The 13,092-nt window shown below is 62.9% G+C and carries 12 protein-coding genes; 8 read left to right on the top strand and 4 right to left on the bottom strand.

Annotated elements, in window-relative coordinates:
* Positions 1 to 8: 8 nt before the first annotated feature.
* The 6 genes from ACWGS8_RS24765 (at position 9) to ACWGS8_RS24740 (ending at position 6,419) form a co-directional block, all read left to right on the top strand.
* A complete protein-coding gene (locus ACWGS8_RS24765; RefSeq protein ID WP_454583370.1) occupies positions 9 to 884 on the top strand; it encodes a DUF2182 domain-containing protein in 876 nt (291 codons plus the stop codon).
* A 382-nt stretch (positions 885 to 1,266) separates the two neighbouring features.
* On the top strand, positions 1,267 to 2,295 hold the full coding sequence (locus ACWGS8_RS24760) for an amino acid ABC transporter substrate-binding protein (RefSeq protein ID WP_454583369.1): 1,029 nt from the start codon (positions 1,267 to 1,269) through the stop codon (positions 2,293 to 2,295).
* Positions 2,296 to 2,357: 62 nt separating this feature from the next.
* Positions 2,358 to 3,545: an amino acid ABC transporter permease gene (locus tag ACWGS8_RS24755; protein WP_454583368.1), complete on the top strand. Its 1,188-nt coding sequence runs from the start codon at positions 2,358 to 2,360 to the stop codon at positions 3,543 to 3,545.
* 4 nt (positions 3,546 to 3,549) lie between these two features.
* Positions 3,550 to 4,707 (top strand): amino acid ABC transporter permease, encoded by a 1,158-nt coding sequence (locus ACWGS8_RS24750; protein WP_454583367.1) that lies wholly within the window; start codon positions 3,550 to 3,552, stop codon positions 4,705 to 4,707.
* A gap of 202 nt (positions 4,708 to 4,909) precedes the next feature.
* Complete coding sequence (locus ACWGS8_RS24745; protein WP_032919731.1) at positions 4,910 to 5,659, top strand: amino acid ABC transporter ATP-binding protein; 750 nt, start codon at positions 4,910 to 4,912, stop codon at positions 5,657 to 5,659.
* A 94-nt stretch (positions 5,660 to 5,753) separates the two neighbouring features.
* Complete coding sequence (locus tag ACWGS8_RS24740; protein ID WP_454583366.1) at positions 5,754 to 6,419, top strand: TIGR02117 family protein; 666 nt, start codon at positions 5,754 to 5,756, stop codon at positions 6,417 to 6,419.
* 122 nt (positions 6,420 to 6,541) lie between these two features.
* Here the strand turns inward: ACWGS8_RS24740 and ACWGS8_RS24735 are convergent, their stop codons facing one another.
* Together ACWGS8_RS24735 and ACWGS8_RS24730 are read right to left on the bottom strand one after the other, a co-directional pair.
* The gene (locus tag ACWGS8_RS24735; RefSeq protein WP_454583365.1) at positions 6,542 to 7,780 is read right to left on the bottom strand and encodes an FAD-dependent monooxygenase; all 1,239 of its coding nucleotides are present in this window, start codon (positions 7,778 to 7,780) and stop codon (positions 6,542 to 6,544) included.
* A gap of 19 nt (positions 7,781 to 7,799) precedes the next feature.
* Positions 7,800 to 8,045: a zinc-finger domain-containing protein gene (locus ACWGS8_RS24730; protein WP_015318409.1), complete on the bottom strand. Its 246-nt coding sequence runs from the start codon at positions 8,043 to 8,045 to the stop codon at positions 7,800 to 7,802.
* A gap of 228 nt (positions 8,046 to 8,273) precedes the next feature.
* On the opposite strand from ACWGS8_RS24730, the gene ACWGS8_RS24725 reads away from it, so the two are divergent.
* Together ACWGS8_RS24725 and ppx are read left to right on the top strand one after the other, a co-directional pair.
* The gene (locus tag ACWGS8_RS24725) at positions 8,274 to 10,475 is read left to right on the top strand and encodes an RNA degradosome polyphosphate kinase (protein WP_454583364.1); all 2,202 of its coding nucleotides are present in this window, start codon (positions 8,274 to 8,276) and stop codon (positions 10,473 to 10,475) included.
* Positions 10,475 to 12,010 (top strand): exopolyphosphatase, encoded by a 1,536-nt coding sequence (gene ppx / locus ACWGS8_RS24720; RefSeq protein WP_454583363.1) that lies wholly within the window; start codon positions 10,475 to 10,477, stop codon positions 12,008 to 12,010. The genes ACWGS8_RS24725 and ppx overlap by 1 nt, the downstream gene beginning before the upstream one ends.
* Before the next feature lie 22 nt (positions 12,011 to 12,032).
* Here the strand turns inward: ppx and ACWGS8_RS24715 are convergent, their stop codons facing one another.
* On the bottom strand, positions 12,033 to 12,455 hold the full coding sequence (locus ACWGS8_RS24715; protein WP_454583362.1) for a DoxX family protein: 423 nt from the start codon (positions 12,453 to 12,455) through the stop codon (positions 12,033 to 12,035).
* A gap of 154 nt (positions 12,456 to 12,609) precedes the next feature.
* Positions 12,610 to 13,032, bottom strand: a complete 423-nt coding sequence (locus ACWGS8_RS24710; protein WP_454583361.1) for a DoxX family protein — start codon at positions 13,030 to 13,032, stop codon at positions 12,610 to 12,612.
* Between the last annotated feature and the right edge of the window lie 60 nt (positions 13,033 to 13,092).

Here is a 13,092-nt window from a genome sequence, read left to right as displayed (position 1 = left end):
CTGATCTGATGGGCGACACGGCGCTAGAGGCGGTGCTGCGGCGCGACCGCGCGGTCGTGATGGCGGCGCTCGTCGTGATTGCGGCGCTCGCCTGGGCCTATGTGCTGTGGCTTGCCATCGACATGGCGATGCCCGCATCCCTGATGCCGACTGGAGCGAGCGGCGATATGGCCGCAATGGACATGTCGAATATGGACATGGGTGGCATGGATATGGCTGGCATGGATATGGGCGCCGCCGTGGCGCCCGGTTTCCGGGCCTGGACACCCGCCGATTTCGCCTTCATCTTCACCATGTGGGCGGTGATGATGGTCGGCATGATGACGCCTTCGGTCGCGCCGCTGCTGTTGCTCTATGCCGGCATCGGCCGCAGGGCGCAGGCGGATGGCCGCCCCATCGCTTCGACCGGATGGTTTTTTACCGGCTATCTCACCGTCTGGATCGTCTTCAGCATCGCCGCGACCGGCGCGCAATGGCTGCTCGGCCGCCTGGCCCTGCTCGACCGCTCGATGGCAACCGACAGCACGATCCTCGGCGGCCTCGTCCTGATCGCTGCCGGCCTCTATCAATGGACGCCGATCAAGGGCGCCTGCTTGCGCCAATGTCAGGGGCCGATCTCGTTCCTGTTGAGCCATGGCGGATTCCGTTCCGCGCCGCTCGGCGCGATTCGGCTAGGCATCGATCACGGCCTCTATTGTCTGGGCTGCTGCTGGGCGCTGATGGCTCTGCTGTTCGTCGGCGGCGTCATGAATATCCTGTGGATCGCGGGTATCGCCATCCTCGTCCTCCTGGAAAAGACGGCCGCCAGCGGGCCGTTGATATCGCGCCTTTCCGGCGCGCTGATGGTGGCGGCCGGCGTGTGGTTGCTGTCGCGTGCGCTTTGACGGTGCAGGTCCGATGACAGTCTTCGGACGTGCCAATTCATCCGGTATCCAGATCAGGGGCGCCAAGCTCGTGCCAGTTATGGACTTCGCCGCCGGCCCGCATTTGCGTTGAATGCGCTTTGCCGACTTTATTCGCGCCGTGACTAAATTGCGGGCGCGTTTGTCTGCAATTCGGGCATTTCAGGCAATCGATTTTCAAAGACGTTCGGATTCGGTCATTTCCCTTGACCTCACGGGAATTATCGCCTTCGATGCTGTTCGTGAATGGGAGGCGGCGCGTCGCTTACGATGCGGGATTCCGGGAATGGGCCGGAATGGGAGCTGCGTTCACACGGGAAAAAAGATCAGGTTTTGCCTGAAAACAGAAAAGGGTCTGTGGGTCATGAAACATATTGCTATCGGCATCCTTGGCGCCGCTACGCTCGGGCTTATGGCGTCGGCCGCGTCGGCGACGACGCTCGACACGGTCAAGGCGAAGGGCTTCATCCAGTGCGGTGTCTCGACGGGTCTGGCCGGCTTCTCGGCGCCGGACGACAAGGGTGACTGGCAAGGCATCGACGCGGATTTCTGCCGCGCTGTCGCGGCCGCAGTCTTCGGTGACGGCACCAAGGTCAAGTTCACGCCGCTCAGCGCCAAGGAGCGCTTCACCGCGCTGCAGTCCGGCGAGGTCGACATCCTGTCGCGCAACACCACCTGGACCATCAACCGCGACACGGCACTTGGTCTGAACTTCGTCGGCACCACCTACTATGACGGCCAGGGCTTCATGATCAACGCCAAGAAGCTGCCGGGCGTTAATTCGGCGCTCCAGCTCTCGGGCGCGGCCGTCTGCGTGCAGAGCGGCACCACCACCGAGCTCAACCTCGCCGACTATTTCAAGGCGAACAAGATGGAGTACAACCCGGTCGTCTTCGAGAAGCTCGAAGAGGTCAACGCCGCCTATGATGCCGGCCGTTGCGACGTCTACACCACCGATCAGTCGGGTCTTTATGGTATTCGCCTGACGCTGGGCGCTCCGGCCGATCACGTCGTGCTGCCCGAGATCATCTCCAAGGAGCCGCTCGGACCGGCGGTGCGCCAGGGCGACGACCAGTGGTACCACATCGTCAAGTGGACCTATTTCGCGCTGCTTGACGCCGAGGAACTCGGCATCACCAAGGCCAATGTCGATGAGATGAAGAACTCGGCCAGCCCGGAGATCAAGCGCGTGCTCGGCCAGGAAGCCGACACCAAGATCGGTACCGATCTCGGCGTCTCCAATGACTGGGTCGTCAATATCGTCAAGGCCGTCGGCAATTACGGTGAAATGTTCGATCGCAATGTCGGCTCGGGCAGCCCGCTCAAGATCGCGCGCGGCATCAATGCGCTGTGGACCAAGGGCGGCCTGCAATACGCTCCGCCGATCCGCTGACCGAAATGTGATCCGGAAGGCAGATATCTGCCTTCCGGTTTCTCTTTTCAGGGGACGGGCACATGGCATCGCAGGAAGTTCTTCGCGAGGAGTCCAGTAGGGCTTCCTTCATCAATGATCCGAAAGTCCGCAGTCTCTTCTTCCAGACGCTGGTCGTCATCGTGCTGTTCGGCTCCGTCTACTGGATCGTGCAGAACGTCATCGACAATCTGCAGCGGCTGCACATCGCTTCCGGCTTCGGCTTCCTGAGGGGCAGAGCCGGGTTCGATATTTCGGATACGCCGATCGCCTATACGTCGGACTCGACCTATGGCCGTGCCATCCTCGTCGGCCTGATCAATACTGTGATCGTCGCCGTGGCCGGCATCATCACCGCCACAATCATCGGCTTCGTCATCGGCATCGGCCGCCTGTCGCAGAACTGGCTGATCCAGAAGATCTGCACGGTCTATGTCGAGGTCTTCCGCAACATCCCGCCGTTGCTGGTCATCTTCTTCTGGTATTCCGGTGTGCTCGCCGTGCTGCCGGCGCCGCGTGACAGCTATCATCTGCCGTTCGGCTCCTTCCTCAACCAGCGCGGCTTCTACTTTCCCCGCCCCGTCTGGGGCGAGGGTTCCTGGCTTATCGTCGTCGCCCTGCTTGTCGGGATTGCCATGGCGTGGTTCGTCGCCCGCACGGCGCGTCAGCGGCAGATGGCGACAGGCCAGCAATTTCCGGTGCTCTGGACCTCGGTGGCGCTGATCGTCGGCCTGCCATTGCTCGCTTACGTGCTGAGCGGCTTTCCGCTGAGCTTTGATCTGCCGAAACAGTCTACCTTCAACCTGACTGGCGGCTTTCAGGTCAAGCCGGAGTTCCTGTCGCTCTATCTGGCGCTGTCCTGCTACACGGCGGCCTTCATCGCCGAAATCGTGCGCGCCGGCATCAGGGGTGTCAGCAAGGGCCAGACCGAGGCGGCGGCGGCACTTGGGCTGCGGTCCGGGTCGATCTTGCGGCTGGTCGTCGTGCCGCAGGCCATGCGCATCGTCATCCCGCCGCTGACCAGCCAGTATCTCAACCTGACCAAGAACTCCTCGCTGGCGATCGCCATCGGCTATCCGGACCTGACCGCGACCGCCGGCACGGTGCTGAACCAGACGGGACAGGCGGTCGAAGGCGTGCTGATCATGATGATCGCCTATCTCATACTCAGCCTGGTGACCTCGGCCGTCATGAACGTGGTCAACGCCAGAATGGCGCTGGTGGAAAGGTAGAGCCATGCAGGAACACGATACGTCCTGGGTGCGCACCGAAATGGCCCTGGCGCAGCCTGCGCCGACAAGCGTGCGCGGCCCGATGGCCTGGGCGCGCAAGAACCTGGTCGGCACGGTCGGCGACACCATCTTGACGATCCTCGGCATCGTCATCGTTGCCTGGATCCTGCCGCAGGTCATCGGCTGGGCGTTCCTCAATGCCGTGTGGACGGGGCCGGACCGCACGGTCTGCGCGACCGTCGCGCAAGGCGGCATTCAGCCGGATGGCTGGACGGGCGCCTGCTGGGCCTTCGTCAATGCCAAGTTCGGCCAGTTCATGTTCGGCACCTATCCGATCGAGGAGCGTTGGCGGCCGATCCTGGTTGCCATCCTGTTCGTGGCGCTGCTGGTGCCGATGCTGATCCCGCGCGTGCCGCGCAAGGGCCTGAACGCCATCCTGCTCTTCCTGGTGCTGCCGATCGTCTCGTTCTTCCTGCTGATCGGCGGCGTGTTCGGCCTGCCGCATGTCGAGACCTCGCGCTGGGGCGGCCTGCTGGTGACGCTCAGCCTGTCCTTCGTCGGCATTGCCGTATCGTTGCCTCTGGGCACCGTACTGGCGCTCGGCCGGCGTTCGAAAATGCCGATCGTCAAGACGCTGTGCGTGGTCTTCATCGAAACGGTGCGCGGCATCCCGCTGATCACCGTCCTGTTCTTCGTCAGCGTCATGCTGCCGCTGTTCCTGCCGGCGGGCGTCACCTTCGACAAGTTCCTGCGGGCGCTGATCGGCGTGTCGCTGTTTGCCGCCGCCTATATGGCTGAAGTCGTGCGTGGCGGCCTGCAGGCAATCCCCAAGGGCCAATATGAAGGCGCCGATTCGCTCGGCCTCGGCTATTGGCAGAAGATGGGGCTGATCGTGCTGCCGCAGGCGCTGAAGCTGGTCATTCCCGGCATCGTCAACACCTTCATCGGCATGTTCAAGGACACCAGCCTGGTCCTCATCATCTCCATGTTCGACCTGCTCGGCGTCGTCAAGCAGAACTTCTCGGACGCCAACTGGGCGACGCCGCAGACGGCCAGGTCCGGCCTGGTGTTCGCCGCCTTCATCTTCTGGCTGTTCTGCTTCGGCATGTCGCGCTATTCAATGTACACCGAACGCCGGCTCGACACCGGCCACAAACGCTGATGCATGTCGCCGAAAAGTGTCTTGCGGTTTTAGGATAACGCCATGCATCATAACCAAAGATAGATGCATGTCGCCCAAAAGTGTCTTGCGGTTTTGGGATAACGACATGCATCATAACCAAAGATAAAAGAAATAAGGGGACCCTGTCATGGCCACCGAAAACGCCGTCAGCGCCGAAGAGATCAAGGTCAACGCCGCCAAGATGCACATCTCGACCACCGATGTCGCCATCGACATCGTCGCCATGCACAAATGGTATGGCGAGTTCCATGTGCTGAAGGACATCAATCTGAAAGTCATGCGCGGCGAGCGCATCGTCATCTGCGGCCCGTCCGGCTCCGGCAAGTCGACGATGATCCGCTGCATCAACCGGCTGGAAGAGCACCAGAAGGGCAAGATTATCGTCGACGGCAAGGAGCTGACCAACGATCTGAAGAAGATCGACGAGGTGCGCCGCGAGGTCGGCATGGTCTTCCAGCACTTCAACCTGTTCCCGCATCTGACCATCCTGGAGAACTGCACGCTGGCACCGATCTGGGTACGCAAGACGCCGAAGAAGCAGGCCGAGGAAATCGCCATGCATTTCCTCAAGCGCGTGAAAATCCCGGAGCAGGCCAACAAATATCCGGGCCAACTCTCCGGCGGCCAGCAGCAGCGCGTGGCGATCGCCCGCTCGCTGTGCATGAACCCGCGCATCATGCTGTTCGATGAGCCGACCTCGGCGCTCGATCCCGAAATGATCAAGGAAGTGCTGGAGACCATGGTTGGCCTGGCCGAAGAAGGCATGACCATGCTGTGCGTGACGCACGAAATGGGCTTTGCCCGCAAGGTCGCCAACCGGGTGATCTTCATGGATCAGGGCCAGATCGTCGAGCAGAACACACCGGCCGAGTTCTTCGACCACCCGCGCCACGAGCGCACGAAGCTGTTCCTCAGCCAGATCCTGCACTGAGCGGTTCCGCACCGAGCGCAAGAGCCCGGCCGCAATGCGGCCGGGCTCTTTGCTTATGGATCGGCCGATGCGATTGGCGGCGGGGGCGTCATCTATGAGAAAAGTCCTGCGTTTCCTCTCCATGGTGCTGGCCACGATCGTGCTTGCGGCGACCCTCGGCACGCTGGTGCCGCGCCCGCTCTGGCCGGCGGCGTCGGCGGGCGAGGGCACGCGGCACATATTAGTGCTGAAGAACCCGATCCATACCGATATCGCCATTCCGGTGGACGATGCCGTGCGCAAGCGCTTCCACTTCCTGGCAGACGCCGGACTGCCTTCCGATGCCCCCGAAGTGCGCTACATCGTCTTCGGTTGGGGCGGCCGCGCCTTCTATCTGGAAACACCGACGTGGTCTGATCTCAAGGCCGTTCCGCTGATGAAGGCGCTGACCCTCGACGCCTCGGTCATGCATGTCGACGTCGCCGGCGCCATCGTCGAACCGCATCCCGATGTCGCCGGCTTCGACATTGGGGATAACCAGTTCGCGGCCCTACTTGATTTCATCGCAGCCAGCTTCCAGCAGGGATCCGGCGGGCCGATCGTCATCGAGAATGCGGTCTACTCCAGCTTCGACCGCTTCTATGAGGCGAACGGCCATTTCAACGCACTGGTCGGCTGCAACACCTGGACCGCCGCTGCGCTCCGTACCGCTGGCCTGCGCACCGGCTGGTGGAACCCGCTGCCGGTGTCGCTGGGGTGGTCGATGCGGCTGTATAATTGAGACTTGCCATACCGTTCAGTCTGTTTTGCGCTTAGCCGCTTTCAGCCAGAATTCCTCAGTCAATTCAGGAATGTCGCTGGTATCGATATCGCTGTCGGGTCGCGCCTTATTGTCTCGACGCCCTACCGCCTGACGACCTTCGGTTCCTCCCAGCCATAAAGCCAGTCGAGATCGGCCGCGAGCTTCTCCGCCGGCCGTGCCGCCAGCACCAGATTGCGGGCCAGTGCCACCGGGCCTCGGGCGTGCCAGGCAAGCCGGTTGAACGCACCGCGCCTAAGCACCTTCTCCACGCGCGGCTGCCTGAGATTCTCCCAGATGGTGAGGCTTTGCCGCGGATCGGCGGGAAAGTCGGCAACCAGAGTGGCAAGCGTCGCCGCATCCTCGATCGCCATCGCCGCGCCCTGTGCCGCGAACGGCGTCATCGCATGCGCGGCGTCGCCGATCAGCGCGATGCCGGCTGGCGTTGTCCAAGGCTGTTTCTGTTCGACGGTATGCAGCGGCCAGGTCAGCCACGGGCCGGCCATTTCCACCAGCTTCACGAGTCCCGGCGCGGTGCCGCGTATGGCGTCGGCGAGGATGTCGGGATCGGCACGACCGGACCAGCCCTCGGCGATGCGCTCGCCTTTGGTGAAGGCGACGAGATTGAAGGCGTCGCCCTTGCTGACGGGATAGGCGACCATGTGGAAACCCGGATGCAGGAAAGTCGTGACGCAATCGGCGGCGCCGATCGCGGCAAAGGCTTGCCCGGCGCTGCTGCCGGCCGCGACGATGGTGCGCCAGGCCAACTCTCCCGAAAAACGGCCTCTTGGTGATGCCATCCTTTTTGCATCGACAAGCCTCCGCACCGATGACCAGACGCCATCGGCGCCGACCAGCAAGCAGCCTTGTTCCTCCGCCGTCTTGCCGCCGATCTCGACGGTCGCCGTGACACCATGGCTGCCAGTCGCAATTTTGTCGACGCGCGCCCCGAGGGTGAGATGGACATCAGGCATCTCGGCGACGCGCGCCATCAAGGCGCTCTGCACATCGGCCCGGTGCGCGACGAGATAGGGTGCGCCCCAGCGGCGTTCACCCGACTGCCCGAGTGGCACCCGCGCCAATTGGCGCAGCGTTCTTGCGTCCTTCAGCACCACGGCCTCTGGCAGCACCGCCGCCGGCAGCAGCCGGTCGAGCACGCCGAGTTGGCGAAGTATGCGTGTCGCATTGGGGGAAAGCTGGATGCCGGCGCCCACCGCCTCAAGGCGCTGTGCCTGTTCGAACAACTGCACAGGGTAGCCGTGTTCGGCGAAGGCAATGGCCGCCGTCAGTCCGGCGACGCCTGCTCCGGCGATGACGATTTGCCGGGAGCGCTGGTCGTCCATCAGCTCTGTCGGGAAAGAGTCAGGCGGCCTGGTCGATGTAGAGGCAACCGGCCGGCAGCGTTTCCGTCGCCTTCAGCTTTGGCGAATAGCGGTAGAGCGTCGAGCAATAGGGGCAGACTTTCTCATTGTCGTCGCCCATGTCGAGGAACACATGCGGGTGGTCGAAAGGCGGATTGGCGCCCGTGCACATGAACTCCTTGACCCCGATGTCGATCGCCGGATGGCCGGCGTCGTTCTGGAAATGGGGAATGGAACCGCCTGCCATCGTCGTCTCCTTAACGCAGTCTCGCATGCATCTGGATCATAACAGGTCTCTTTGCAAGATCGATGAAATGAAACTGTCGCAAAAGCCTGTCAGAGGATAAGTTGAGCCGGTTAAGCGTGTGACCGCGGATGCCAAGCGATTCCGCGACCGATCAGGCTTCACAAAGGCATGTTAGAGCGTTCATCGCCATCTGGCGGCGCTCCAAGGGAACGGTTGTGGGCAGGGACAATGAATGAACTGAAGCCGGTGCAGAGCGAATTCGTCAATATCGAGGTGGCCAGTTCAGAGGGCGGCAACCCGGATCGCTTCGTCAACCGCGAGTTTTCCTGGCTGCAGTTCAATCGCCGCGTGCTCGAGGAATCGCTGAACACCCATCATCCGCTGCTGGAGCGTGTCCGCTTCCTTTCGATCTCGGCCGCCAATCTCGACGAGTTCTTCATGGTGCGCGTCGCCGGCCTCGCTGGTCAGGTGCGCGAAGGCATCACGTTGAAAAGCCCAGACGGCCGCACCCCCGAACAGCAGCTCGAGCAGCTGCTGCGCGAGGTTGAGCGGCTGCAGGAAGACCAGCAGAAGAGCCTTTCGGCGCTTACCGTGCTGCTCAACAAGGAAGGCATTGAGAGCATTACGCGCGATGCGCTGACCAAGGACGAGAAGGTCTGGCTGGAAGAGCATTTCCAGGACCAGGTGTTTCCAGTGCTCACGCCGCTGTCGATCGACCCGGCGCATCCGTTCCCGTTCATCCCCAATCTCGGCTTCTCGATGGCGCTGCAGCTGCGCCACCGCAAGAATGGCGAGGAGATGAGCGCGCTCCTGCGCCTGCCGGTGGCGCTGAAGCGCTTCATCCGGCTTCCGGATCGCAAGAACCATGTCCGCTTCATCCCGCTGGAAGAGGCGGTCGGCCTCTATATCGGCAAGCTGTTTCCGGGCTATGAGGTCAAGGGTTCCGGTACATTCCGCATCATCCGTGACAGCGATATCGAGGTCGAGGAAGAGTCGGAAGATCTCGTGCGCCTGTTCGAGACGGCGCTGAAGCGGCGCCGCCGCGGCTCGGTGATTCGCATCGAGTTCGACAGGCTGATGCCTGGCGAATTGCGCGATTTCGTCGCCGGCGAGCTTGGTGTGTCTTCGAGCCGTATCAGCGTCTTGACCGGTCCGCTGGCGCTCAGCCAGATCTCCGAGATCGTCTCCGTCCCTCGCGACGACCTGAAGTTCACGCCCTACAATCCGCGCTTTCCCGAGCGGATCCGCGAACATGGCGGCGACTGCTTTGCCGCCATCCGCGAGAAGGACATCATCGTTCACCACCCCTACGAATCCTTCGACGTCGTCGTGCAGTTCCTGCGTCAGGCCATGGCCGATCCCGAGGTGGTGGCGATCAAGCAGACGCTCTACCGCACCTCGAACGACAGCCCGATCGTGCGCGCGCTGGTCGACGCGGCCGAGGCCGGCAAGTCGGTGACCGCGCTTGTCGAGCTCAAGGCGCGCTTCGACGAGGAAGCCAACATTCGCTGGGCGCGCGACCTCGAGCGCGCCGGCGTACAGGTCGTGTTCGGTTTCCTCGAATTGAAGACCCACGCGAAAATGTCGCTGGTGGTGCGGCGCGAGGATGGCAAGCTGCGCAACTACGTGCATCTTGGCACCGGCAACTATCATCCGGTCACCGCGCGCATTTACACCGACCTGTCCTTCTTCACCACCGATCCGACGATCGCCCGCGACGTCGCCCAGCTGTTCAATTTCATCACCGGCTATGCCGAGCCGACCGCCGAAATGCGGCTGGCAATCTCGCCATTCACACTGCGCAACCGCATCCTGCAGCACATATCAGGCGAAATCGCCCATGCCCTGGAAGGCAGGCCTTCGCGCATCTGGATGAAGATGAACGCGCTTGTCGACCCGATCATCATCGACGCGCTCTATGATGCCAGCCGCGCCGGTGTCGAGATCGACCTCGTCGTGCGCGGCATATGCTGCCTGCGGCCGCAGGTGCCGGGCCTGTCGGAAAATATCAGGGTCAAGTCGATCGTCGGCCGCTTCCTCGAACACAGCCGCATCTATTGCTTCGGCAATGGCTATGGCCTGCCCTCGGACGAGGCGATCGTCTACATCTCCTCCGCCGACCTGATGCCGCGCAATCTCGACCGTCGCGTCGAGACCATGGTGCCGATCACCAATCCAACTGTGCATGAACAGGTTTTGGGCCAGATCATGCTGGGCAACATCATGGACAATCAGCAAAGTTTCGACGTATTGGCTGATGGAACCTCCCGGCGCGTGGTGCTGGAAGAGGGCGAGGAACCGTTCAACGCGCAGGAATATTTCATGACCAATCCGAGCCTGTCGGGACGGGGTGACGCGCTGAAGTCGCATGCGCCCAAGCGCATTGCGCAGTTCAAGCGCCGCAAGAAGAACGCTGCAGCGTCCACCTGATGCTGTCTGATTCCCAGGGCCGGCTGCAGGACCGCCGACCGCTGTCCATCATCGACATCGGGTCGAATTCGATCCGCCTCGTTGTCTATGAAGGGCTGGCGCGCTCGCCGACCATGCTGTTCAACGAAAAGATGCTCGCCGGTCTTGGCCGCGGCATCGTTTCGACCGGAAAACTCGACCCAGAGGCGGTGACCCGCTCGATGGAAGAGTTCCGCCGCTTTCGCGCGCTGTCCGATCAGGCCGGCGCCGAGCAAATGTATGTCCTGGCCACCGCCGCCGCGCGCGAGGCGATCAACGGTCCCGATTTCATCCATCGCGCCGAAGAGGTCCTCAAGACCGAGATCCGCGTGATCAGCGGGCGCCAGGAAGCCTATTATTCGGCGCTCGGCGTCATTTCCGGCTTCCATCCGGCCAATGGCATCGCCGGCGATCTGGGCGGCGGCAGCCTCGAACTGGTCGACGTCAATGGCGAGGCGATCGGCGACGGCATAACGCTGCCGCTCGGCGGTCTGCGCCTGCAGGACATGGCGAAGAGCTCGCTCACCCAGGCGCAGAAGATCGCGCGCGACGAGCTGGCGCGCGCCAAGCTGCTGAAAGGCGGGCAGGGCCGGCCCTTCTACGCCGTCGGCGGCACCTGGCGAAACCTCGCCCGGCTGCACATGGAGATCAACAACTACCCTCTCGGCGTCATGCACCACTACGAGATGTCGGCCGACAGTGCGACGAACTTTCTCAAGCAGGTGGCCAAAGCCGAGATCGAGAAGGTCAAGGGGATCGAGGGCGTCTCGAAGAACCGCCGCTCGCTGCTGCCCTACGGCGCCATCGTGCTGCAGGAGATCATGGCGGCGATGCAGCCGTCGAAGATCATCGTCTCGGCGCTCGGCGTGCGCGAAGGTTTTCTCTATTCGCTGCTCGACGAGGCCGAGCAGAAGGCCGATCCGCTGATTTCGGCGTCGGAGGAACTCGCCCGTTTGCGCTCGCGCTCGGTCACCCATGCGCATGAATTGGTCGACTGGACGGCCAAATCCTTCGCCGCCTTCGGCATCGACGAGACCGAGGACGAGGCGCGCTACCGCCACGCCGCAGCATTGCTGGCCGACATCGGCTGGCGCGCGCACCCGGAATATCGCGGCAAGCAATCGCTCAACATCATCGCGCACGCCTCTTTCTTCGGCGTCGACCATCCCGGCCGTGCCTTCCTGGCTTTGGCCAACGCCTATCGTCACGACGGCATCTTCAACGAATCCATCGCACCTGAGATCAAGGCGCTGGCAACGCCGCGCTATCTCGAGCGGGCTCGCGTGCTTGCGGCGATGATGCGCGTCGTCTATCTGCTGACGGCCTCGATGCCCGGCATCATGCCCCGGCTGAAATGGGAGCAGCACGCCAACGGCGTGCTGGCGCTGGTGTTGCCGGCGTCGCTCTCCGATCTCTATGGCGAGCGGCCGGCCGGCCGGCTGGCGCAGCTGGCGCGGATCACCAACCGCAGGCTCGTGCTGGCCGTGGAGGGTGGGCCGAGCATGTCGGTCAAATAGGGCGTTCTGACAGGGCAGAGGCTCAGGTCACGTCCGCACCGATGCTGAAACCGCGTCCATCGGCCGACCAGGCGCCAGCGCCAGCCATGGCCAGCGCCAGGAAACCGCCTGATATGGCAATGTCCTTCATCAGCATTTGCTGGTGCAGGAAGGCGAGCATTGCATCGCCGCCGCCCTGGCCGTGATGGCCGATAAAGCCGGCAACGACGCAGAAGGCCGCCAAGAGCAGCGCCACGATCCGGGTCTGAAAGCCGATGAGGATCAGCAAGCCGGCGATCAGCTCGAACAGGCCCGTGCCCCAGGCGGCGAGCGCCGGCAGCGGCAGGCCGAGGCCGGCGAAATAATCGGATGTGCCGGCAATGTTGGCGAGCGCCTGGAAGCCGGACGGTACGAACAGCACGGCAAACAGCAGTCGCGAAACCAGAAGCAATGCGTCGCGGGTCATGGCCACCTCCCTTGCCGGCGCCCCTTGGGCTCGAGCCGGCTGACCCGAAGTCTACGCCTGCGAGGCCTCGGCCGAAACCGGACCGGCTATTCCAGACAACGAAAAAGCGGCGCGGAAAATTCCGCGCCGCTTTTGTCAGGCTTGGGAGGGAGGTTCAGCCGCGCTTGGCGTCGATCGAATAGGCGCCGGCGCCCGATGAGGTCAGCAGCAGGAAGCCGCCGGTGATGGCGAGGTTCTTGAGGAACTGGATCATCTGCATCTGGTCAGCCCAGCCGGTATGGGCGACAAGGCCGGTGGCGACAGTGAAGATCGCGAGCACCCAGGCGGCGATACGAGTCTGGAAACCAACGAGGATCGCGAGGCCGCCGAGCAGTTCAATCAGGCCGACGACCACAGCCGTTGCGGTCGGAGCGGGCAGGCCAAGGCCGCCGAAATAGGCAGCGGTGCCGGAAATGGCGGTGAGCTTGCCGAAACCGGAAAGCAGGAAAATGACCGCGAGCAGGATGCGGCCAAGCAGGATGGTGACAGAGCTGTTGGACGCGGTGCCGGCGCCGGCGGCGGAAGTGTTGATGGACATGGTGTCTCTCCGAATGGGTTGAATGACCCAGAGATAGACGATGCCGACTGTTCACCAAAG

Source organism: Mesorhizobium sp. 43Arga (assembly GCF_053714255.1).
The sequence above is the reverse complement of the archived record's forward strand: the minus strand, read 5'-3'. Positions and strand labels throughout refer to the sequence as shown.

Bases quoted from the DNA above. Each gene is read 5' to 3' on its own strand.
- ACWGS8_RS24765 (WP_454583370.1), top strand. From the start codon at position 9: ATGGGCGACACGGCGCTAGAGGCGGTGCTGCGGCGCGACCGCGCGGTC.
- ACWGS8_RS24760 (WP_454583369.1), top strand. From the start codon at position 1,267: ATGAAACATATTGCTATCGGCATCCTTGGCGCCGCTACGCTCGGGCTT.
- ACWGS8_RS24755 (WP_454583368.1), top strand. From the start codon at position 2,358: ATGGCATCGCAGGAAGTTCTTCGCGAGGAGTCCAGTAGGGCTTCCTTC.
- ACWGS8_RS24750 (WP_454583367.1), top strand. From the start codon at position 3,550: ATGCAGGAACACGATACGTCCTGGGTGCGCACCGAAATGGCCCTGGCG.
- ACWGS8_RS24745 (WP_032919731.1), top strand. From the start codon at position 4,910: ATGCACATCTCGACCACCGATGTCGCCATCGACATCGTCGCCATGCAC.
- ACWGS8_RS24740 (WP_454583366.1), top strand. From the start codon at position 5,754: ATGAGAAAAGTCCTGCGTTTCCTCTCCATGGTGCTGGCCACGATCGTG.
- ACWGS8_RS24735 (WP_454583365.1), bottom strand. From the start codon at position 7,780: ATGGACGACCAGCGCTCCCGGCAAATCGTCATCGCCGGAGCAGGCGTC.
- ACWGS8_RS24730 (WP_015318409.1), bottom strand. From the start codon at position 8,045: ATGGCAGGCGGTTCCATTCCCCATTTCCAGAACGACGCCGGCCATCCG.
- ACWGS8_RS24725 (WP_454583364.1), top strand. From the start codon at position 8,274: ATGAATGAACTGAAGCCGGTGCAGAGCGAATTCGTCAATATCGAGGTG.
- ppx (WP_454583363.1), top strand. From the start codon at position 10,475: ATGCTGTCTGATTCCCAGGGCCGGCTGCAGGACCGCCGACCGCTGTCC.
- ACWGS8_RS24715 (WP_454583362.1), bottom strand. From the start codon at position 12,455: ATGACCCGCGACGCATTGCTTCTGGTTTCGCGACTGCTGTTTGCCGTG.
- ACWGS8_RS24710 (WP_454583361.1), bottom strand. From the start codon at position 13,032: ATGTCCATCAACACTTCCGCCGCCGGCGCCGGCACCGCGTCCAACAGC.